This is a genomic window from Arthrobacter sp. CAU 1506, assembly GCF_005047635.1.
Taxonomy (GTDB): domain Bacteria; phylum Actinomycetota; class Actinomycetes; order Actinomycetales; family Micrococcaceae; genus Crystallibacter.
Map to the genome: position 1 here is coordinate 167,996 of NZ_SUKC01000002.1, position 20,529 is coordinate 188,524.

Annotated in this window: 21 protein-coding genes; 9 read left to right on the plus strand and 12 right to left on the minus strand. The window is 66.3% G+C overall.

What is annotated here, in order from left to right; genetic code table 11:
* Positions 1-41: 41 nt before the first annotated feature.
* From E4J89_RS19655 to E4J89_RS03450, 3 genes are all read right to left on the minus strand, one after another.
* Positions 42-173, minus strand: a complete 132-nt coding sequence (locus tag E4J89_RS19655; protein ID WP_240691681.1) for a putative transporter small subunit — start codon at positions 171-173, stop codon at positions 42-44.
* Positions 174-183: 10 nt separating this feature from the next.
* Positions 184-1,881, minus strand: a complete 1,698-nt coding sequence (locus E4J89_RS03445) for a sodium:solute symporter family protein (RefSeq protein ID WP_136784710.1) — start codon at positions 1,879-1,881, stop codon at positions 184-186.
* A gap of 394 nt (positions 1,882-2,275) precedes the next feature.
* Complete coding sequence (locus E4J89_RS03450) at positions 2,276-3,142, minus strand: PHP domain-containing protein (protein ID WP_136784711.1); 867 nt, start codon at positions 3,140-3,142, stop codon at positions 2,276-2,278.
* Between the two features lie 188 nt (positions 3,143-3,330).
* On the opposite strand from E4J89_RS03450, the gene E4J89_RS03455 reads away from it, so the two are divergent.
* The gene (locus E4J89_RS03455; protein WP_240691715.1) at positions 3,331-4,788 is read left to right on the plus strand and encodes an aminopeptidase P family protein; all 1,458 of its coding nucleotides are present in this window, start codon (positions 3,331-3,333) and stop codon (positions 4,786-4,788) included.
* Positions 4,789-4,938: 150 nt separating this feature from the next.
* Here E4J89_RS03455 and E4J89_RS03460 read toward each other — a convergent pair whose 3' ends face one another.
* Positions 4,939-5,871, minus strand: a complete 933-nt coding sequence (locus E4J89_RS03460; protein WP_205754390.1) for a general stress protein — start codon at positions 5,869-5,871, stop codon at positions 4,939-4,941.
* A 174-nt stretch (positions 5,872-6,045) separates the two neighbouring features.
* Here E4J89_RS03460 and E4J89_RS03465 point away from each other — a divergent pair, with 174 nt between their 5' ends.
* The 3 genes from E4J89_RS03465 to E4J89_RS03475 are packed head-to-tail and all read left to right on the plus strand — an operon-like array spanning position 6,046 to position 9,070.
* Positions 6,046-7,323 carry a CBS domain-containing protein gene (locus tag E4J89_RS03465; RefSeq protein WP_136784713.1) on the plus strand — a complete coding sequence of 426 codons (1,278 nt, stop codon included), beginning with the start codon at positions 6,046-6,048 and terminating at the stop codon, positions 7,321-7,323.
* The gene (locus E4J89_RS03470; RefSeq protein ID WP_136784714.1) at positions 7,316-7,915 is read left to right on the plus strand and encodes a DUF1003 domain-containing protein; all 600 of its coding nucleotides are present in this window, start codon (positions 7,316-7,318) and stop codon (positions 7,913-7,915) included. Before E4J89_RS03465 ends, E4J89_RS03470 begins: the two co-directional genes overlap by 8 nt.
* A 3-nt stretch (positions 7,916-7,918) precedes the next feature.
* Entirely contained in the window at positions 7,919-9,070 is a 1,152-nt protein-coding gene (locus E4J89_RS03475; RefSeq protein WP_136784715.1) for an Mrp/NBP35 family ATP-binding protein, read from the plus strand.
* A gap of 83 nt (positions 9,071-9,153) precedes the next feature.
* Here the strand turns inward: E4J89_RS03475 and E4J89_RS03480 are convergent, their stop codons facing one another.
* From E4J89_RS03480 to sigE, 3 genes are all read right to left on the minus strand, one after another.
* On the minus strand, positions 9,154-9,579 hold the full coding sequence (locus E4J89_RS03480) for a Sec-independent protein translocase TatB (RefSeq protein WP_136784716.1): 426 nt from the start codon (positions 9,577-9,579) through the stop codon (positions 9,154-9,156).
* 98 nt (positions 9,580-9,677) lie between these two features.
* Positions 9,678-10,808: a zf-HC2 domain-containing protein gene (locus E4J89_RS03485; RefSeq protein WP_136784717.1), complete on the minus strand. Its 1,131-nt coding sequence runs from the start codon at positions 10,806-10,808 to the stop codon at positions 9,678-9,680.
* An 8-nt stretch (positions 10,809-10,816) separates the two neighbouring features.
* A complete protein-coding gene (gene sigE / locus E4J89_RS03490; RefSeq protein ID WP_136784718.1) occupies positions 10,817-11,434 on the minus strand; it encodes an RNA polymerase sigma factor SigE in 618 nt (205 codons plus the stop codon).
* A gap of 304 nt (positions 11,435-11,738) precedes the next feature.
* On the opposite strand from sigE, the gene E4J89_RS03495 reads away from it, so the two are divergent.
* Positions 11,739-12,371 (plus strand): O-methyltransferase, encoded by a 633-nt coding sequence (locus E4J89_RS03495; protein ID WP_136784719.1) that lies wholly within the window; start codon positions 11,739-11,741, stop codon positions 12,369-12,371.
* Between the two features lie 135 nt (positions 12,372-12,506).
* On the opposite strand, the gene E4J89_RS03500 is transcribed toward E4J89_RS03495, so the two are convergent.
* From E4J89_RS03500 to E4J89_RS03520, 5 genes are all read right to left on the minus strand, one after another.
* A complete protein-coding gene (locus E4J89_RS03500) occupies positions 12,507-14,108 on the minus strand; it encodes a leucyl aminopeptidase family protein (protein ID WP_240691682.1) in 1,602 nt (533 codons plus the stop codon).
* A 12-nt stretch (positions 14,109-14,120) separates the two neighbouring features.
* Positions 14,121-14,300, minus strand: a complete 180-nt coding sequence (locus E4J89_RS03505) for a DUF3117 domain-containing protein (RefSeq protein WP_127511285.1) — start codon at positions 14,298-14,300, stop codon at positions 14,121-14,123.
* Positions 14,301-14,475: 175 nt separating this feature from the next.
* Positions 14,476-15,711, minus strand: a complete 1,236-nt coding sequence (locus tag E4J89_RS03510; protein ID WP_240691683.1) for a hypothetical protein — start codon at positions 15,709-15,711, stop codon at positions 14,476-14,478.
* A gap of 5 nt (positions 15,712-15,716) precedes the next feature.
* Positions 15,717-16,109: a DivIVA domain-containing protein gene (locus tag E4J89_RS03515; protein WP_136784721.1), complete on the minus strand. Its 393-nt coding sequence runs from the start codon at positions 16,107-16,109 to the stop codon at positions 15,717-15,719.
* 34 nt (positions 16,110-16,143) lie between these two features.
* Positions 16,144-16,926, minus strand: a complete 783-nt coding sequence (locus E4J89_RS03520) for a TIGR00730 family Rossman fold protein (protein ID WP_136784722.1) — start codon at positions 16,924-16,926, stop codon at positions 16,144-16,146.
* 257 nt (positions 16,927-17,183) lie between these two features.
* Between E4J89_RS03520 and E4J89_RS03525 the strand changes: the two genes are divergently transcribed.
* From E4J89_RS03525 to E4J89_RS03540, 4 genes are all read left to right on the plus strand, one after another.
* The gene (locus E4J89_RS03525) at positions 17,184-17,912 is read left to right on the plus strand and encodes an amino acid ABC transporter ATP-binding protein (RefSeq protein ID WP_136785001.1); all 729 of its coding nucleotides are present in this window, start codon (positions 17,184-17,186) and stop codon (positions 17,910-17,912) included.
* A gap of 56 nt (positions 17,913-17,968) precedes the next feature.
* On the plus strand, positions 17,969-18,820 hold the full coding sequence (locus E4J89_RS03530; RefSeq protein WP_136784723.1) for a glutamate ABC transporter substrate-binding protein: 852 nt from the start codon (positions 17,969-17,971) through the stop codon (positions 18,818-18,820).
* A 63-nt stretch (positions 18,821-18,883) separates the two neighbouring features.
* Entirely contained in the window at positions 18,884-19,579 is a 696-nt protein-coding gene (locus E4J89_RS03535; protein ID WP_136784724.1) for an ABC transporter permease subunit, read from the plus strand.
* Entirely contained in the window at positions 19,576-20,439 is an 864-nt protein-coding gene (locus tag E4J89_RS03540) for an amino acid ABC transporter permease (RefSeq protein ID WP_136784725.1), read from the plus strand. Before E4J89_RS03535 ends, E4J89_RS03540 begins: the two co-directional genes overlap by 4 nt.
* The last annotated feature ends 90 nt before the right edge of the window (positions 20,440-20,529 follow it).

Here is a 20,529-nt window from a genome sequence, read left to right on the forward strand (position 1 = left end):
GGCCCCGCCGTCGTTGGGGAACAGGGTCCACTGCTGGGCAGCTAGATGATGCTGCGTCCCTCGCGGCGGGACTCGGCCCACTCCTTGAAGAACCCGCGGGAGATGACATAGAGGGTGCCGGCCACGATGACCGGCCAGATGAGGACGTAAACCGTCAGGAGCAGAGTCTCCATGGTGGTCTCCTTACTTCAGCGCCGCGGTGTGGCCCGCGACATCGGAATCGGCAGTGGACGTTGCAGCTTCGTCGGGGTCGAAGTCGCCGATGCGCTGCTTGATGGTGTCGAAGTCGAAGTTCATCGTGCTGCGTGCCGACATCAGGTAGCAGACCACGGTGCTGACCGCGTAAGCGACCAGGGAACCGCTGAGGACTGCGTAGTCGTGCAGGTTCCCGATCGCAAACGGGGCGGCGATGATGGCACCTGCGGCAGCAATGATCTTGGCCCACTTGAGACCGAAGAAGCCGAAGGCCATCAGGCCCAGCACCACGCCGATCCCGACAACCGAGATGACGTCGAAGACGATGCCGATCGCGCCATCCATCGGCAGCCAGCCGAAACGGACCGGCAGGAAGGTGGCCAATGCCACCACGACGGACACGGTGAAGGCTTTGTTGGTGACCTTCTCCCAGTAGAAGCTGGCGATCACCGGGAAGACCAGCGCGCCCCACAGTGCGCCCACGAAGACCAGCAGATCCAGGATGCTCATCTGCCCGCTGGCGAAGTACAGTGCTGCCGCGGTGGCAACAATCATGGTCACGCGGCCCACCAGCAGCATGGTCTTGGCGTTGGCCTTGTCCTTGCCCACGGTCTGGCCATAGACATCGGCCATCATGATCGACGACAGGGCCGAAAGGTCCGAGTCGGCTGTCGAGGACAACGCCCCGATGATCATGATCAGGAAGACGCCCAGCAGGATCGGATGCAGGTAGGTGGAAGCCATTTGCGGGATCAGGTTGTTCAGGTCGCCGCCAGCCGGAGCCAGGCCCAGGTAGAGGGCCATCACGCCCAGCATGCCCACGCCGATCACGGTGGCGCCGTAGCCCACCGTGGCGGTGACGAAGGTCTTCTTGATCAGGTCCTCGCGCACGGCAAAGAGCCGCTGTGCGATGGTCTGGTTGCCGATGGCGTAGGCCAGCACCGCCGCGATGTAAGGCGCGCCCTGGTTCAGGAAGGCCTCGCTGGAGAAGAAGTTCGACTGCTCGGGCGTCAGGTTCTGCGCGCCCGCTTCAAACATCCCCGGTCCGCCTGCCGCAAAAAACACGGCAGGAATGATGACGACGACGGCGCCCAGCATGGCCAGCACCTGGGCGAAGTCGGTCAGCACCGAAGCACGGAAACCGGACCACAGGGTGTAGAGCAGCACGCCGGCTGCCACGGCGATGACGCCCTGGCCGAAGCTGAACGGAGAGAGCAGCGCCACCAGCGCGCCACCGGCGATGAAGTTCGAGGTCAGGCTGATCAGGCTGCCAACAACGTTGGAACCGGCCAGCATCAGCTGGCTGGAACGGCCGTGGCGAACATACATCACTTCCGCCAGCGTGTGCGCCTTCGGTGCCACCGCGCGGATCCGCCTGCCAAAGGGGTAGATGAACAGGATCATCAAAGCGCCCCAGAGGCCGTAGTGGATCGGCCCGGAAATACCGTAGGTGTAGCCGGACGTCGCCGAGGCATACATGGACGACGCCCAGATCCAGGTGGCCGTCATGCTGGCCGCCGAAATGCCAAAGCCCAGCTTGTTGCCGGCGGTCATGTAGCCGTCGGCGTTCTCTTTCTTCTTCCCGATGAAGGCAGACATCAGGAGCGTGCCGCCGTAAAACAGCACAAGCAGCAGAATCACAGTCCAGCCGCTGAGTTGGTAGAAATCCGCATTTTCGTGCGTCATTCCGTTCCTCTCGTTCATGGCCAGCCCACCGGATGCCAGCCAGGCCAAGTGCGCGCCGAGCATGCAGGCTCGATTGCCGTGTGGTCCGGCCAAAAAGGCATCGACCGAGGAATCCGGTGGTGGATTCGAAGCGCGCTGTCCCGCCCGGAACTGACCCGGACCCCAAAAACCGCCGCTTGTCCGCGGCACAAAAATGACGGCGCATCGTCCTCGCGCCGTCCAACACAGGCAGTTGCTGTCTGTCAGTCAACTGCGGGACATGGGATGCCCGTCGGGACAGTTTTTCCGGATCATGGACATCGGAAACTTGCCCGGAGGGAGCATCAAGTGCAGCATGACTCTAACATTTTTCGGCGGCCGGACCGGAAAACGGTCATAACAAAGCCGTAACCAGTCAGCGGGCGAGCCGTCCCGGCAGGTAGGGCTTCGCGCCGGAGCCGAGGGCCAGAATGCGGTCCAGCATCTCCGGGTCCGTGGTGTTTTCGCCCAGCCGGTTCGGCTTGCCGGTGCCGTGATAGTCGCTGGAACCGGTGACCAGAAGATCGTGCCGTGCGGCGATCCGGCGCAACTTTTGCCGGCCGGATTCCGGGTTGTCCCGGTGGTCGATTTCCACGCCGGCCAGTCCCGCCTCAATCATCTGCGCAAAGACAACATCGCCCACGATCCGGCCCCGGCTGCTGGCCACGGGATGGGCAAAAACCGGCACACCTCCGGCTTCACGGACTAACGCGACGGCGGTGGCAGGGTCCGGTGCGTAGTGCGGCACGTAGTAGCGCGAGTGCGCGGTCAGGATCTGGGCAAAGGCCTCGCTGCGGTCGGCCACCACTCCGGCGGCCACCAATGCGTCGGCGATGTGTGGCCTGCCGATCGTCGCACCGTGGCCCAGATGGTTGGTGGTGACTTCGGACCACGTGATCGGAAAGTCTTCGGCCAGCAGCTCCACCATGCGTTCGGCCCGCGTCATCCGCGCATCGCGCGCCTTGTCGATTTCCGCCAGCAAACCGGGATGTGCTGGATCGTGCAGGTAGGACAAGAGGTGGACGCTGATGCCCTCGACCGTCCGGCAGGTGACTTCCATGCCCGGCACGAACCCGATGCCTGCCTCGGCCGCGGCGTCGTGGGCCGCTTCCCATCCGGCGGTACTGTCATGGTCGGTCAGCGCCACCACATCCAGACCGGCGGCTGCTGCGGCCCGCATCACTGCGGCGGGCGGCTCGGTGCCGTCGGAAACCGTGGAATGCGTGTGCAGGTCGATCATCACAGCACCAATTTACGCCAGGACCTCCACCGACGGCGGATGTTGGCAGCGCCATGGGCCGATGAGACGATGGACCGGTGAGTACTTACCAGGAAGAAAACGCTTCGCAGCAGGCTGCCGGTGAGCAGCCGCTCGAAGACCGTGTCAACAACCGATCCCAGCGCCCCGAATCGGATGCCTTCAAGGAATTCATGGGCAGCCACTGGGCGCCGGCCGACTCCTCCGCCGTCGAGCAGGCAGCCGTGGCGCCCTACGCTGCGCGCCGCCGCCGTGCCCTGTCCGATCAGTTCCAAGGCGAGCGCCTGGTCATTCCGGCAGGCCCCCTGAAGGTCCGCTCCAATGACACCGACTACCGCTTCCGCCCGCATTCGGGTTTTGCGCACCTCACCGGCTTAGGTCTGGACCATGAGCCGGACGCGGTGCTGGTCATGGAGCCCACCGAGGCAGGGGCCGGCGACGACGGCGGCCACCACCGTGCCACGCTGTACTTCCGCCCGATGTCCGGCCGCGATTCCGCCGAGTTCTACGCGAACGCCCGCTATGGCGAGTTCTGGATCGGACCCCGGCCCACGCTCAAGGAGCTGAACCAGCGGCTGGACCTGCCCACCGCCGACTTGAGCGAACTGGAAGTTGCGATCACCAAGGACGCCGGTGTCGTCCACGTCGGCGGCATGCGGATCCGGTTGCTGCGCGAAGTCGACCTGAACGTGGACGCCCTCGTGGACACCTCCCGCATCAACACCGGCGTGGACCTTGAGGAGTCCGACCAGCTCGACGGCACACTTGCCGAGGCCTTGTCCGAACTGCGCCTGCTCAAGGACGAGTGGGAAGTCGAGGAGATGAAGAAGGCCGTGGCGGCCACGGTCAACGGCTTCCACGAAGTGGTCAAGGTGCTGCCGCGTGCGCTGACGCACGAGCGCGGCGAACGCGTGGTCGAAGGCGCCTTTTTCGCCCGGGCACGCGAAGAGGGCAATGACCTGGGCTATGACACCATCGCCGCCAGCGGCAACAACGCGACCATCCTGCACTGGATCCGCAACAACGGACAGGTGAAGGCCGGAGACCTGTTGCTGCTGGACGCCGGTGTGGAGGCCGACTCGCTCTATACCGCCGACGTGACCCGGACGCTGCCGGTCAACGGCACGTTCACGGACGTCCAGCGCAAGGTCTACCAGGCGGTCCTCGACGCCGCCGACGCCGGTTTCGCCGCCGCGCAGCCGGGCGTCAAGTTCCGTGACATCCACACGGCCGCCGTGACCGTACTCGCCGAGCGGCTGGATGAGTGGGGCCTGCTGCCGGTTCCGCTGGACGAGGCCCTCTCCCCCGAGGGTCAGCACCACCGGCGGTGGATGCCGCACGGCACCAGCCACCATCTGGGCCTTGATGTCCATGACTGCGCCCAGGCGAAGCGCGACTTGTACTTGGACGGTGTGCTCACTCCCGGCATGGTGTTCACGATCGAGCCGGGCCTGTACTTCAAGGACGAGGATCTGGCGGTACCGGCCGAATACCGCGGCATCGGCGTGCGGATCGAGGACGACATCCTGATGACCGCCGACGGTCCGGTCAGCCTGTCAGCGGCGCTGCCGCGCAAGCCGGAGGACGTAGAGTCCTGGATGGCCGGCATCTACGGCACGTCCGGCGAGTAAACGGGTCGGCCGGCAACGGCCGAACCCGGACAATACGACAAGTGGTCCGCCGTTCACGGCGGACCCCTTGTGGTTAAGGTGCTGGTGTGGCTGGCGGCCAGATGCTGTCGCGGCCGGCGCGCTAGGTGCTCCGGCCAGGTGCCGGGACGGCTAGCTGTTGGAACGGCCCTCGCCGGCGGACGGATCGTCGTTTCGTTCCGGATGTTCGGGGCTGCCGGCTCCGGGCTGGCGGCTGCTGCCCTCCGGCTGGGTCGGGCTCGCCGGCTGGGCCGGGCCCGGCTGCTGCGCGGGGGGCGCATCCGCCTGCGGTTCGGGCGTCACACGGATTCCGTACTGCGGGCGGCCGTCCGGCAAATCCGGGTAGCGTCCGCGCACCGGCTGTCCGGCGGCGGGCTGCCCTTCCGGCTGGGCCGGGCCGGGCTGCTGCGGTGCCGGGGCGTTGCCGCCCTGGCGGTACGGATCCTCTCCCCACTGCGCGGGCCGCTCCGGTGCCTGCGGCTGCTGGCCGAAGGGCGGCTGCTGGCCATAACCGGCCGGCGGCTGCTGGCCAAAGGGTGCCGGTGCCTGGTTGACCGGCTGCCCGGGGCGGGCGGTGCCGGCCATCGGCAACTGCGCGGCAAGCCTGCGGGCCTCCTGCGCCACCTCGTTAGCCACCACCACGTCATAGCTGGTGGCGATTACCTGGTTGGTGGACGTGAAGTCCCGCTTGCCGCGCTGCAGCGCGTAGGAAATGATGCCGAACAGCATCCAGAAGGCTGCGCCCATGGCCATCGACGAAATCAGCAGCACATACGTTTCGCCGCCGCCGAACAGCATCAGCAGCAGCCCCACGAACAGGCCGAACCAGGCGCCGGTGGCCGCTCCGGAGAGGGCCACCCGGGGGTAGCTGAGCCTGCCGGTGACGCGCTCGACGGTCTTGAGGTCGTTGCCGACGATGGTCACGTGCTGGACGGGAAACTCCTGGTCCGCCAGGTAGTCCACCACTTTCTGGGCATCCAGATATGACCGGTAGTTACCGATCAGCTCGCCCTGTGGAAGAGCACGGTTCAGGTCCCGGGAATCTGTGCGGCCAAGCATCGACATACCCTCATTGTCGCTGATATACGCGGCAGATGGTCCAGGTATCGCTTCAGGTGAACGGCGGGCGCCGGATTTTGGCCTGGTTGCCGGTGCCAAGCCCGCCAACCCGCCGCCCGGATCCCACACCGATAGATGGCCGGATCCCGGATTTCGCGGCCCAGCACGTAGCCTAAAGGGGTGAGCACAAAAACCAACCGCGTCTTCGTCGCCCGGCTGCTGGGCCTGGATGTCTTCGACCCGCTCGGGGACCGCCTGGGCCGGCTGCGCGACGCCGTTGTGCTGGACTACGGCCCGGCCAAGCCGCCGCTGGTCGTCGGTCTGGTGGTGGAGGTCCCCGGCAAGAAACGGGTGTTCGTCCCGATGACCCGTGTCACCTCGATCAACGCCGGGCAGATCATCTGCACCGGGCTGGTCAACCTGCGCCGGTTCGAGCAGCGCGGCGCCGAGACCCTGGTAGTGGCCGAGATGTTCGACCGGCGGGTCACGCTCGCCGACGGCAGCGGCGATGCCACCATCCTGGACATCGGCATGGAGCAGTCCCGCGACGGCGACTGGTATGTATCCCAGCTCTTTGTCCGGCGCGGGTACTCGAGTTCGCCGCTGCGCAGCCTGCGGCGCAACGAAACACTGATTGTGGACTGGCAGGAGGCCTTCCAAGGCGCCCGCCACGAACCGCAGGCCGCCGCCACCTTCGTGGCCAGCCATGAGGACCTCAAGCCCGCCGACTTCGCCGAGGCACTGCATGAAATGACGCACAAGCGCCGGCTGGAAGTCGCCAGCGAGCTTCAGGACGACCGCTTGGCGGACGTGCTGCAGGAACTGCCGGATGACGACCAGGTGCAGATCCTGACCTCGCTGGACGCGGAGCGCGCCGCCGTCGTGCTCGAAGAAATGGACCCGGACGATGCCGCGGACCTGCTGGCAGAGCTGCCCGAGGAGCAGAAGGAAGAGCTGCTCCAGCTGATGGAACCGGAGGAAGCCAAGGACGTCCGGCGGCTGCTGGAGTACGAGGAAAACACGGCTGGTTCCATGATGACGCCGGTGCCGGTCATCCTGCCGCCGGAGGCCACGGTGGCCGAGGCGCTGGCCCACGTGCGCCGCGAAGAGCTCACGCCGGCGCTGGCGTCGGCGATATTTGTCTGCCGGCCGCCGCTGGAAACACCCACCGGAAAGTATCTGGGCGTGGTCCACATCCAGCAGTTGCTGCGCTTCCCGCCGCCGGAGGCGCTGGGAAACATTGTGGACTCGGATCTGGAACCCGTGCTGGACCAGACCGACGTCAGCGACGTGGCGCGGACCCTGGCCACCTACAACCTGAACGCGTTGGCAGTGGTCAACCGGGCCGGCCGGCTGGTGGGTGCCGTGACCGTTGACGATGTGCTGGACCATCTGCTGCCCGACGACTGGCGGGCACAGGACGACTCCCCCGTGATTGGAGGCGGACGCGTTGGCTGAGAAGACAGACCGCAAACTCAAAGTCGCCGGGCTGGACACCCCGCGCGAAACACGCAGCCGCCTGCTGGCCCGGATACGGCCCAACCCGGACGCCTTCGGCCATGCCACGGAGAACTTTGCCCGCTTCATGGGCACCCCGCAGTTCCTGATGTGGATGTCCGTATTCTGCGTGGTCTGGCTGGCCTGGAACACCTTCGGTCCGGAGACGCTGCGGTTCGACAGCGCGGCGCTGGGCTTCACCGCACTGACCTTGATGCTCTCGCTGCAGGCCTCCTATGCCGCTCCCCTGCTGCTGCTGGCACAGAACCGCCAGGACGACCGCGACAAAGTCTCGCTGCAGCAGGACCGCCAGCGCGCCGAACGCAATCTGGCCGACACCGAGTACCTGACCCGGGAGCTGGCCGCGTTGCGCATCGCCATCCGCGAAGTGGCCACCCGGGACTTTGTCCGCAGCGAACTGCGTTCCGTGCTGGAGGAACTCCTGGACGACGAGTCCGGGGAGGAACGCCGCCGCGGCCGGCGCAGGCCCTCCGACGCGACCGCCGCACTGCCCAAGCTGCCGCAGGCCCAGAACGGCGGCCAGGAGTACTGATTCATGGTTGATCTACACAAGTCCGAACTGCCGGATCCGGCAGCAGTGACGCGCGCACTGGCCACGGTGATTGATCCGGAGCTCCGCCGGCCGATCGTGGAACTGGGCATGCTCAAGGACGTCCGGATTGACGACGCCGGACGGGTCACCGTGGGCGTACTGCTCACCATTGCGGGCTGCCCGCTGCGCGGGACCATCACCGCCGACGTCGAAGCGGCGCTGGCACCGGTTCCCGGAGTATCCGGTGTACAGGTGGAGCTGGACGTGATGACGCCGCAACAGCGCAGCGAGCTGAAGGAACAACTGCGTGGCTCCGACCGGAGCAACCCGTTCGCCGACCCCTCCTCGCTCACCCGCATCTACGCCGTGGCCAGCGGGAAGGGCGGAGTGGGCAAGTCCAGCGTGACCGTCAACCTCGCCTGCGCGATGGCGGCGCAAGGACTGCGGGTGGGCATCATCGACGCCGATGTCTACGGGTTCTCGGTCCCCGGGCTGCTGGGCATCACGCAGGCCCCGACCCAGGTGGACGAAATGATCCTGCCGCCGGTGGCATACGGGGTCAAGGTCATTTCCATCGGCATGTTCGTTGCGGACAACAAGCCGGTGGCCTGGCGCGGCCCGATGCTGCACCGGGCGCTGGAGCAGTTCCTGACCGACGTCTACTTCGGCGACCTGGACGCGCTGTTCCTGGACCTGCCGCCGGGCACCGGGGATGTGGCCATCTCGGTGGCGCAGCTGCTGCCGTCGTCGCAAATCCTGGTGGTGACCACCCCGCAGACCGCCGCCGCCGAAGTGGCTGAGCGGGCGGGCGCCATCGCCGCGCAGACCGGGCAGCAAGTGGCGGGAGTGATCGAAAACATGTCCTGGCTTGCCCTGCCGGACGGATCGAAGATGGAGGTCTTCGGCTCCGGCGGCGGCACGACCGTGGCCGAGCGGCTCTCCACGGTGCTGGAAACGCCGGTTCCGCTGCTGGGAAGCATCCCGCTGGAACCATCGCTGCGGGCCGGCGGCGATGCAGGCCGCCCGATCGTCCTCAACTCAGGTAGCGAACCCGGAGCTGGAGTAGCCGCCGAGGAACTCCGCAGGATCGCCACGGAATTGGCAGCGCGTCCGCGCGGCCTGTCCGGACGCCCGCTCGGCGTCACACCCCGCTGACAGCCTTCCGTCCGACGCGCTGCGCCGACCGGCGGACCGGTTACGCGCTGGCACGCTCGACGGCGAATGCCGGGCTGTCCGGATCATGTCGCCTCGGAGTCGAACGGGGCGGGTTCGCCGTCCGCCAGCTGGACCGCTGGCTTGGCGGCCGGACGCCCCGGCGCCCGTGAGCCGGTGGACACTGCCGTGCCGGCCGCCGCTGCTGCCGCCGCGGCCACGGCAGGTGCCGCCGGCGCGGGACGCGGCGCATCGTCGTCGTCGTCCAATAGGGCTTCCTTGATGATCCGGCGAGGATCGTATTGCCGCGGATCCAGCTTCCGCCAGTCCATGTCCACAATGTCGTCGCCGACTTCTTCACGGAGCTGTTCCTTGGCGCCGGCGGCCATCGTTTTCAGCTGCTTGACGAACTTGGCCAATTGGGCGGCATATTCGGGCAACCGCTCAGGACCGAGGATCACCACGGCAAGGATTGCCAGGATGATCAGTTCTGAGCCGTTGATTCCAAACACGATTGAAGATTACCCGTTCGTTGTGCCGGTGGGCCACTTTGCCGCTGCATTCCGGCGTTCTGCGTGGTCCTGTGACGTTCCGTCTGTCCCGGCGCGAATCAACCGGATGCCGGCGGGCTGACCATCATCCCCAGACCGCGGATAATGCGGCTCAGCGGGTCATCCGAGGGCGCCGGAGCAGGCAGCTCCAGACGGGAGTTCTCCGTCAGGACCACCTGGCTGACGGTTTCCGGCATCTGCGCCAGCGGCAGGTCGGACCGCAACGTATAGGTCACGTCCTCGGAATCGAGGACTACCGTCCACACCTCGCCGCTCCGCATCCAGACGGCACGGCCCAGTCCGGTGACTTCCTGGAATCCATCCATGGTCACGGGATGACCCGTGGTGGCATTCAGCGGCGGCGCGGCTTCGCCAGTGTCCGTTGCCTCCCGGCCGGCGTCCGCACGCCGCTGTTCGGTGATGACAACCCGGTGGCTGCCGTCGCTCAGGTGGAGCCTGACGGCGGGCTGGCCAGCCACCAGCAACTGTTCTGCGCTCTGCAGGTGGTAGCCCAGTCCCAGCAACAGCGGGCAGGTCCAGCCATTGCGGCGCAGGGCTTCCAACCCCGAACTGTCCACGGCGACCGGCCGCACGACGGCCGCATTCGCGGATACCGGCGCCCAGGCTGTCCCGGCCGCCGGGGACGCGGTCTGCGCCTCGCCGCCCAGGACGTACGCGGCGGACAGCACCAGGACGGCGCAACCAGCCATCACGCCGCCGATAACAGCCACGACGCGCGCGGACGGTTTGCCCGCGGGAGCCGGGGTGGCGGCCGGGGCTGCGGCTGCGGCCGGCAAGAAACCGGCATGCTGGCCCGCGGCGTGGGATCGACCGGCGCGTGCGGAATCGGACCAACCCGGCTGCCCGGCATGGGACCGGCCAACCGGCGCGCCGAAGCGGTCGATCCGCGGCGCGTCTCCGGCGGGCCTGGTTCCGGTGGTTCCCCTGCCGGTGGGCCTGGCCTTCGATGTTGGGGATTCCGGCCGGCTACAGCGCAGGATGCGGGCGGTCAGGTCCTCGCCGGGGGGCGGCACGTCCAGCGAACGGAGGCGCTCCTGGATTTGGCGGTACTCGTCGACGCTGCGGCGGCAGCGCTTGCAGCGTTTTAAGTGGCGTTCGAGCGCAGGACGGCGATCATCGGAAAGTTCGCCATCCAGATACTCCGCCAGCTCTTTGTCCGGGTGGAGCATTGCAGCGATCAGTGCGCTCCGATGATCCGGGGCAATTTCAGGCGGGGGCGCTTGCCGCCGGGATCCCGGTGTGCGAGCTTTTCACGGAGCATTGTCCTGCCGCGGTGGATGCGCGAGCGAACAGTCCCCAGTTTGACGTCGAGTGCCGCAGAGACTTCCTCGTAGGACAATCCCTCGAGATCGCAGAGCACGACGGCGGCGCGGAAGTCCGGCGGCAACTCCTCCAACGCGGTTTGGACATCGATGTCCAGGTTGTTGAATTCGAAGCTGCGCTCGGGGCCGGGATCCTTGCCGGGCAGCCGGGCTTCGGCTTCGTCGCTGAGTCCGTCGAAGCGGATCCGGCTCTTGCGCCGGGCCTGGTCCAGGAAGAGGTTGGTGGTGATCCGGTGCAGCCAGCCGTCCAGCGTGCCGGGCTTGAAGTTCTCCAGCGACCGGAAGACCCGAACAAAAACTTCCTGGGTGAGGTCCTCGGCGTCGTACCGGTTTCCGGTGAGCCGGAACGCCAAGCGGTAGACCTTGGCGGAGTGGTTACGGACCACTTCTTCCCAGGTCGGGGCAACCCACTGATCGTTTCCGGCGGCTACGTCCGGAGCCGCGTCCGGCGCGGCGCCCTGAAGCTTCGTCATAGTAGTGCCCCTTCCACGGCCCGCCACACATGCCGCCCACCGTCTCTGGTGGCCGGGAATGCGGCGCGCATGCTGCCGGTCTGGCTAACGGCGTCCCGGGTAACCATCTTGGCCCAGAAAACTGGGAGAATTCTGTAAAGAAGCTGCGCGAACCCCGCCAAGCCGAGCGGCGTTGCGCTTCTTTTGCCGTCCGTGGCTTTGGCTTGCGCCGGATGCGCGGAATTCCGGCTATTTCTGGCAGTAGGCTTGGCACTGCGGCCCCTTGGCCGTTCCCCTCACGAACTTGAAGAGAAAGCGATGATCCATGAGCGCCGACAAGCAGACGAGTTGGTCCTACACGGAGGGGCTTCCCGCCGAGGATGACGTCTTGCTGCGGGCCCGTGAACGTTCGTATGAGCTCGGTGTGGCAGCCGTCGGACCCGGCGTCGGCGCGGCCTTGACCGTCCTCGCCGCCGGCACCAAAGCGCAGACCGTGGTGGAAATCGGTTCCGGCGCCGGTGTCTCCGGGGTCTGCTTGCTGCGCGGACTTCCTCCGGCCGCGGTGCTGACCACCATCGACGCAGACGTCGACCACCTGCGGGCCGCCCGCCAGGCCTTCGCCGATGCCGGGATCCCCGGCAACCGCACCCGGACCATCTCCGGCCGTGCTGCCGACGTGCTGCCGCGGCTGACCGACCATGCCTACGACCTGGTCTTCGTCGACGCGGACAAGCCCTCCTACCCGCTGTACGTGGAGCAGGCCGTCCGGCTGCTCAAACGTGGCGGCATGCTGATTGTCAATGACGCGCTGGACCGTGACCGGGTCTCGGATCCGGCTATCCGGGAAGAGTCCACCACCACGCTGCGCAAGGTCGGCAAAACGATCCGGGAGAACGACCAGCTGATGTCCACCATCCTGCCGACCGGCGACGGGCTGCTGCTGGCCGTCAAACGCTGACGGGCGGGGGCCCGGGGCTGCCCGGCTGCGGTTCCGGCCGGGGCGCCGGTCTGGCCCCGGTAGCGGCCGACCTGACCCCGGTCGGCGCCGGCCTAGCCCCGGTAGGCGCCGGGCTCCGCCCCGGTAGGAGCCGGCCTAGCCCCGGTAGGAGCGCAAGAAGGACAGCAGCAGCCGGGCACCATACCCGGTGGCGCCCTTCGTGACTTCGCCCTGATCGGAGTCGGCACGGGCCGGACCGGCGATGTCCAGATGGATCCATGGCGTCCCGCCCACGAACTCGCGCAGGAACAGCGCCGCCGTGATCGATCCGCCGCCGACCTTCGACTTCTGCGACGCAATGTGGGAGATGTCGGCGATGCCGGACTCCAGCGCGAAGCCGTATTCGTCCGCCACCTCGTCCAGCGGCATGTGCCAGACCCGCTCCCCGCTGGCCTCGCCGGCGGCTTCGAACGAACGCAGCAGCTGCGGCTGGGTGCCGTAGAGCGCTGCATGCTGTTTGCCCAGCCCCATGGAGGCGGCGCCGGTGAGGGTGGCTACATCCACCAGGACGTCGGGCTGCAACCGCGCCGCGGCGTAGGCGAGCCCGTCGGCCAGCACCATGCGGCCTTCGGCGTCCGTGTTGCCGATCTCCACGGTGGTGCCATCGTAGACAGTGACCACGTCGCCCGGCCGGTAGGAGCCGGCGCCGATCGAGTTCTCGGCCAAGGCGAGCAGTCCGGTGACCCGGTGCTCCACGCCCAGTTCCGCAGCGGCGGCCAGCACTGCCATGACGACGCCGGCACCCGCCATGTCGGTCTTCATGGGAACCATGGGTTCACGGGGCTTGAGCGACAGCCCGCCGGTGTCGAAAGTGATGCCCTTGCCGACGATCACGATGTGTCGGGTGTCCGCTCCGGCGTCTGCCGGCATATAGTCCATCTGGACCAGCCGCGGCGGGGTCGGCGACGCCGCCCCCACGGCCAGCAGTCCGCCGAAGCCTTCGGCCGCCAACTGGTGCTCGTCCCAGACCTGGACGCTCAAACCGCTGCCTCCAGCGAGCCGCCGGGCCTGGCCTGCCATCCACTCCGGATTCTTGACGTTGGACGGCATGTTCGCCAGGTTCCGGGCCAGCCAGGTGGCCTGGGCACCGGTGGCGGCAATGGCGGCCGCCCCCTCCGCCATCCCGCTGACTTCCAACACCGCCGCCATCGGCTTCGGCGCGGCTGACGCCCCGGCACGCGGCGGACGGTAGCCGCCCAGCAAGAAGCCCTCGACAAACGCCAACTGCAGTTCTTCGGGCAGACTGTCCACCGCAGTGGTGCGCACCCTTTCGGTGCCCATCGTCGCCCGCGCCAGGGCTGCTCCGGCCTTGCGCAACTCCGCCGGGCTGCCGCCGCCCACGCCAATCAGGACCAGACGCGCGGGCAGTTCCTGGGAGTGCGGTGGTGCCGGCACTGTCAGTACGTCGCCCGCCTTGCCGGAGATCCCATGGACCTCCGCCAGGGCTACAACGTCGACGCCGAAGTCCGCTGCCGCCTCGCCGGCCCCGTGGCGCGGCTGTGGCGTGGCCCGGTCAGCACTGCCATCGCCGGCGGCAATCGGCACGGCCACCACCGTGACCCCGTCCGCGCCGCGGACCGGCGACTCCCCGCGACCCAGCCCGGGGCGGGCCTGGACCAGGGCCATCGGCGGCTTCGAAAGGGTTGACTCCAGATAATGGGCGGTGTGTTCCGCTGCGGTGGCGGGAACGCGGCTCACAGCAAACGGTTCCTAGCTTGCCACGTCGCTGGTCACGCCCAGCAGGCAGTCTTTGAGGTTGCCTGCTTCTTCGGCGTTGAGCTCCAGCACCAGACGTCCGCCGCCGTCGATGGGAACCCGCAGGATGAGGCTGCGCCCCTCCTTGGTCACTTCCATCGGACCATCACCGGTACGCGGTTTCATCGCAGCCATCTGGGAATTCCCTTCCGCCATGGGGCAGGCCGATCCGTGATCGCCCTGCCCGCCAACCTCACATCAACGGCCTTCATTTGGATGGCCGTCATGTCCAACCACTACCCATTATCGCGTACATCACAACCGGGTGCTAATTCCGCCCCGGCGTGGTGCGGCGAACCAGCCCTTGCGGCTACGGCGGATAATCCCCGCCGCCGGGTAGCTGAGTCCAGGACCAGAGCCAGGTGACCCACACAATCTGCCCTGCCAGAAACATCAACGCCAAGCAGACACGGTAGGCACGGCTGCGCGATACGAAGGCCGCCGCCAACGCCAGCGGGAAGAGCGGGAGCATCAACCGGAACGTGCTGGTCTGCGGGTGCAGGAAGGCGAGCAGGTAGCCCAGATAGCAGACGCACCACAGCCTCAGCTCGGCCCCGATGCTCCGCGCCGGCGCACTGCACAGGAACCAGGCGGCCACGGCGACCAGCAGCAGGGGCGCCATCATGCCGCCCACCGGCCCGAACAAGTGCACGCCCATGTCGAACCACGGCCTGAACAGGACCAGATCTTCGCCCCGCCAGGCGGTCTCCGTGTCGGTATAGGCGGTCGGCTCCCCGGTGACCGACCAGGCCAATACCGGCCAGGCCACCGCGGCTGCGCAGCTGACCAGTGCCAGCGCTGCAGCCCGGAGGAACTCCGGGGTGTCCAGCGGGTCGGTGCGGCGCTGCTTGATCCGCCACAGCAGGTGCAAGCCGGCGAGCGCCGCGAACGGCACGCCGACCGGCCGGGACAGGCACATGAGCACCACTACAGGAATGGCCAGCAGGTACTTCCGCTGCACCAGCAGCAACAGCGCCGCAGCTAGCAGCGCCAGGTTCAGCGACTCTGCGTAGGGCACCTGGAGGATCGGCGAGACCGGAAAGACCGCCACAAATGCCACGGCCCACAGTGCGGTGCCGTGCGGCGCGTACCTCCGGAAGAGCTTGAAGATCACCAAAATGGCCGCGAAGCCGGCAATCGTCGCCACCAGCGGAGCCAGCACCTGCCAGCCCAGCCCGGTGGCTGCCGCCAGGCCGCGGACAATGCCGGGGAAGAGTGCGTAGAACGCCCATTGGTTCTCGACGGCCCGCCCGTCCAGACCGCGCGGGATCTCCGTCGGATAGCCCTCCAGATAGACCTGCCGGTACCAGGCACTGTCCCAAATACCGATGAAGGAGAGGTAGTCCGGATGCGCATCGGTCCACGGATTCGAGCCCTGGTGTCTTGCCGCGGCGAGGAAGACCAACAGGGAGTACACCCGCGACAACGCATACAGCAGGGTGACTTGGACCCACCACGGCCACCCGCCGATCCGTTGACGCCAGAAGTAGAACTCGGCGTACACAGCCTCCCGCAGCACCCGCGTCCGCGGGAGTCGGTCCGGCACCCGGGTCATCCTTCCCGCGCCGGGTGGGCGCCGCCGTCGTGCCGTGAACCGCCGTCGTGCTGTGACTGGCTCATCTGCCGGATCAGGCGCTCCTTGGCGCCCAGTTCAGCCCGCAGCACCTCCAGGACTTCGTCCACTTGATCCATCCGGTAGCCGCGCAAGGCGGTGGAAAACCGCAGGCTGTCCAGGTCCTCGGCGCGCGGATGCTCCGGCAGCAGCACGGCCGGCAGCCGCGCCTCATGCTCGCTCAGCCCCTGCAGCGCGGCCACGTGCCCGACTTCCCACCCTCCGCCGGCGTCTTCGGCGCCGCCGGACTTCTTCCTGCCCCAGCGTCCGGACGCCGCAACAGCAGCGGCGCCTGCGACGGCGATGGCCAGGAAAACCAGAAATGCGCTCACAGGATCATCGTGCCAGAGTGATGGTCCGGCCGGCCTAGAACCCGGTGCGGGAAGACAGCCCGGAAACGATCTGCTGGACTGCTTCCTCGGCTGTGTCCACCACACTGATCAGGTCCAGATCGACGTCCGCGATCATTGCTTCGGCCAGCAAGGTATTGCGGATCCAGTCGATCAGCGGCGACCAGAAAGCGGTACCGACCAGCACAATCGGGAAAGACGTCACCTTCTTGGTCTGGACGAGCACCATGGCCTCGAAGAGTTCGTCCATGGTGCCCAGGCCGCCGGGCAGCACGATGAACCCCTGGGCATATTTGACGAACATGGTCTTCCGGGCGAAGAAGTAGCGGAAGTTGATGCCCAGATCCACCCAGTTGTTCAGCCCCTGCTCGAACGGCAACTCGATGCCGAGCCCCACGGATACCCCACCGGCCTCGCTGGCTCCCTTGTTGGCCGCCTCCATCGAACCGGGACCGCCGCCGGTGATGACCGCGAAGTTCTGCCGGACCAGCAAGCGTCCAATCTCTTCCGCGATGGCGTAGTGCTTGCTGCCCGACTTGGTGCGGGCGGAGCCGAAGACGCTGATCGCGGGGCCAAGATCGGCCAAGGTGCCGAAGCCTTCCACGAATTCACTCTGGATCCGCAGCACCCGCCAAGGATCCGTGTGCGTGAACTCCGCACGGTCCTTGGTGTCCAACAGATACTGGTCCGCCTGCGGGATGTCCGCTTGGCCGCGCCGCAGTTCCACGGGTCCCTTGAAACGGGTCTTCGGAGCGCCGGGGAGTTGGGACGGCAGCGGAATATCTTGCTGGTTTGTCATTACCCAAGGCTACAGATTCGGCGGCCTTCCGGGGTGGGTTTTTGCGGCGATTCGGCCGAGGATTCGGCGTTCTGGGCCCGCCGTGCGCAGGTTGCTCTTGAATCACGATTCCGACCGTCCGGTCGCTAATGCGTTGCGTGAAGGAATTCTTTCGCTAGATTCGTTCCATGACCAGTGACGAATCGCATAGTGAAATGCCGCCTGCTGCTCCGGCGGCGGCAACCGGAGCCAGGTCTGCCACCCCGACGGGTCAGCCGCTGGTCTCCTTGAAGAACGTGAACAAGCACTTCGGCGCCCTCCACGTCCTTCAGGACATCAACCTGGAGGTCACCAAGGGCGAAGTAGTGGTAGTGATCGGTCCGTCCGGTTCCGGCAAGTCCACACTCTGCCGGGCAATCAACCGCTTGGAAACCATCGACGACGGCGAGATCCTCATCGACGGCAACAAGCTGCCGGCGGAAGGCAAGGCGCTGGCCAAGCTGCGCGCCGACGTCGGCATGGTCTTCCAGTCCTTCAACCTCTTTGCCCACAAATCGATTCTGGAGAACGTCACTCTGGGCCCGATCAAGGTCAAAGGGATGAAGCAGGCCGAGGCCAAGGAACTGGCCATGAGCTTGCTGCAGCGGGTGGGCGTGGCCAACCAGTCGCAGAAGCTGCCGGCGCAGCTCTCCGGCGGCCAGCAGCAGCGCGTGGCGATCGCCCGGGCGCTGGCAATGAAGCCGAAAGTCATGCTCTTTGACGAGCCGACCTCGGCGCTTGACCCGGAAATGATCAACGAAGTGCTGGACACTATGGTGCAGTTGGCCAAGGAAGGCATGACCATGATCGTCGTGACACACGAGATGGGCTTCGCGCGGAAGGCAGCCGACCGGGTGATCTTCATGGCCGACGGCAAGATCGTGGAGCAGGCCACGCCGGAAGAATTCTTTACCAACCCGAAGAGCGACCGGGCCAAGGACTTCCTGGGCAAGATCCTCGAGCACTAAAACCCCTTACTCACCTGGCCCTTCCTGATGAAGGGCCGACAACGCAAGGAGAAAACATGCGCAAGACCCGTTATGGAATGGCCGCTCTGGCAGCCGGCGCAGCCCTCGTGCTGTCCGCTTGCGGCGGCGGCAGCGGCAGTAATGGCGGCGGCGGGGAGGCCTCCGGCGGCGGTGACACTGTCCGTATCGGCATCAAGTTCGACCAGCCCGGCCTGGGCTTCAAGAACGGCAACGAGTACACCGGCTTCGACGTGGATGTGGCCAAGTACGTGGCCAAGGAGCTGGGCTACGCCGAGGACAAGATCGAGTTCGTCGAGTCCCCCTCTGCCAACCGGGAGAACATGCTTGCCAACAAGCAGGTGGACATGATCTTCGCGACCTACTCCATCACCGATGAGCGGAAGAAGACCGTCGACTTTGCCGGACCGTACTTCGTGGCCGGCCAGGACCTGCTGGTTCGCGCAGACGACAACTCCATCACCGGCCCGGACTCGCTCAACGGCAAGAACCTTTGCTCCGTGACCGGCTCCACCTCCGCCCAGCGGATCAAGGATGAGCACGCCGCGAACGTGAACCTGGTCGAGCGACCCAGCTACGCAGAGTGCGTCACCGCCATGCAGGGCGGCCAGATTGACGCCGTGACCACTGACGACATCATCCTGGCCGGTCTGGCCGCACAGCCGAACAACGCCGGCAAGTACAAGGTCGTCGGCAACCCGTTCTCCGAGGAGAACTACGGCGTCGGCCTGCCGAAGGGCACCGACAAGTGCGCCGACATCAATGCGGCGATCAACAAGATGATCGACGACGGCGCCTGGGAAGAAGCCCTGAAGAAGAACACCGAAGGTGTGGATTACACCTACAACAAGGAACTGAACCCGCCGAAGCCGGGCGACGCCTGCGCATAGCAAGAGCTGCTGTGGGGCGGGCCAGCCCCGCCCCACAGACTTGCCTCTTCCCACCGAAAGGGGATGGACAGTTTGTCCGAGTATTTCCAGAGCTACTTGACGGCGCTGGAGAGCTATGACGTTATCGGAGCCTTCTGGGTCAATATCCAGCTCGCTTTCTGGGCCGCACTGGGGTCCGCGGTGCTTGGCACTGTCCTGGCACTGATGCGGATCTCTCCCGTCCCCAGCTTCCGCTGGGCAGGCGCGACGTACGTCAACATCTTCCGCAACACGCCACTGACCATCATCATGACCTTTTGCATCCTGGTCATGGTGTTCCAGTTGCAGATCAACCTTTCCAGCGACTTCAACTTCAACTTCTTCCTCTGGGCCATCGTCGGCTTGTCCGTCTACCACGCCGCCTTCGTCTGTGAAGCGATCCGCAGTGGTGTCAACACCGTCCCGCTGGGGCAGGCCGAAGCAGCACGCGCCATCGGCCTCAGTTTCCTGCCGGCGGCACGGATGATCATCCTGCCGCAGGCCTTCCGCGGCGCGATTGCTCCGCTCGGCAACACGCTCATCGCCCTGATCAAGAACACCACGGTGGCAGCGGCAGCGTCGGTCATCGAAGCAGCCGGTCTGATGAAGACCATGATCGAATTCCGGCCGGACGTCATCCTCGCCATTTTCGCCACCTTCGCCGCCGGTTTCGTGATCCTCGTGATCCCCGTCGGCCTGCTGACCACTTGGCTCTCCACGAAATTGGCGGTGACACGATGACCACCAGGCAAAGCGTCCTCTTCGACGCGCCCGGGCCCAAGGCACGTTCGCGAATTACGATCACCAACATCGTCGGGATCTTGATTTTCATTGCCGCGGCGTTCTTCCTGCTGAAGACCCTCAATGAAAAAGGCCAGTTGGCGCCCGAACTATGGTCCCCCTTCCTGACCGCCGAGGTCTGGGAGTTCACCATCCTGCCGGGCCTGATCAACACCTTCAAAGCTGCCGCCGTCGCCATCGTCACCTCGGTGGTCTTCGGGTTGCTCTTTGGCGTGGGCCGGCTGTCCTCGAACGCCACGCTTCGCTCGCTCTGCGGCGTAATCGTTGAATTCCTGCGGGCCGTCCCCGTGCTGCTGATGATGATTTTCTTCTGGCTGCTGTTTGGCCAGTTGCAGGTCGGCAACCCCGCAGACATTCCGTTCTACGCCGTCGTGGTGGCGTTGACGTTGTACAACGGTTCGGTCATCGCCGAACTGGTGCGGTCCGGCGTGTTCGGCCTGCCCAAGGGACAGCGTGAAGCAGGCATGGCCATCGGCATGACCCGTGGCCAGTCGCTGCGGAACATCGAATTGCCGCAGGCGCTGGTAGCCATGCTGCCTGCCTTGGTCAGCCAGTTCGTGGTGATCTTGAAGGACTCCGCCCTCGGCTACATCATCAGCTACGCGGAACTGCTGCGGTCCCTGCAGATCTACGGCTCTGCCGGTCCGATCCTGCAGGCGCTGACCGTCGCGGCCGTGCTGTTCATCATCATCAACTTCACCTTGTCCTGGGTCGCCAACTGGCTCTCCAGGTTCCTGAGCAGCCGGACCTCAGGCAAGGCCGAGCCGCTGACCACCCAGCCGATGGCCGTCAAGGTCTGACGCAGCCTGGCTTCAGTGCTGAGAGAGCGCTGAAAGGAAGGGGAGGATGCCTATGTATCCTCCCCTTCCTCGTTAAATCCGCAGCCGGAT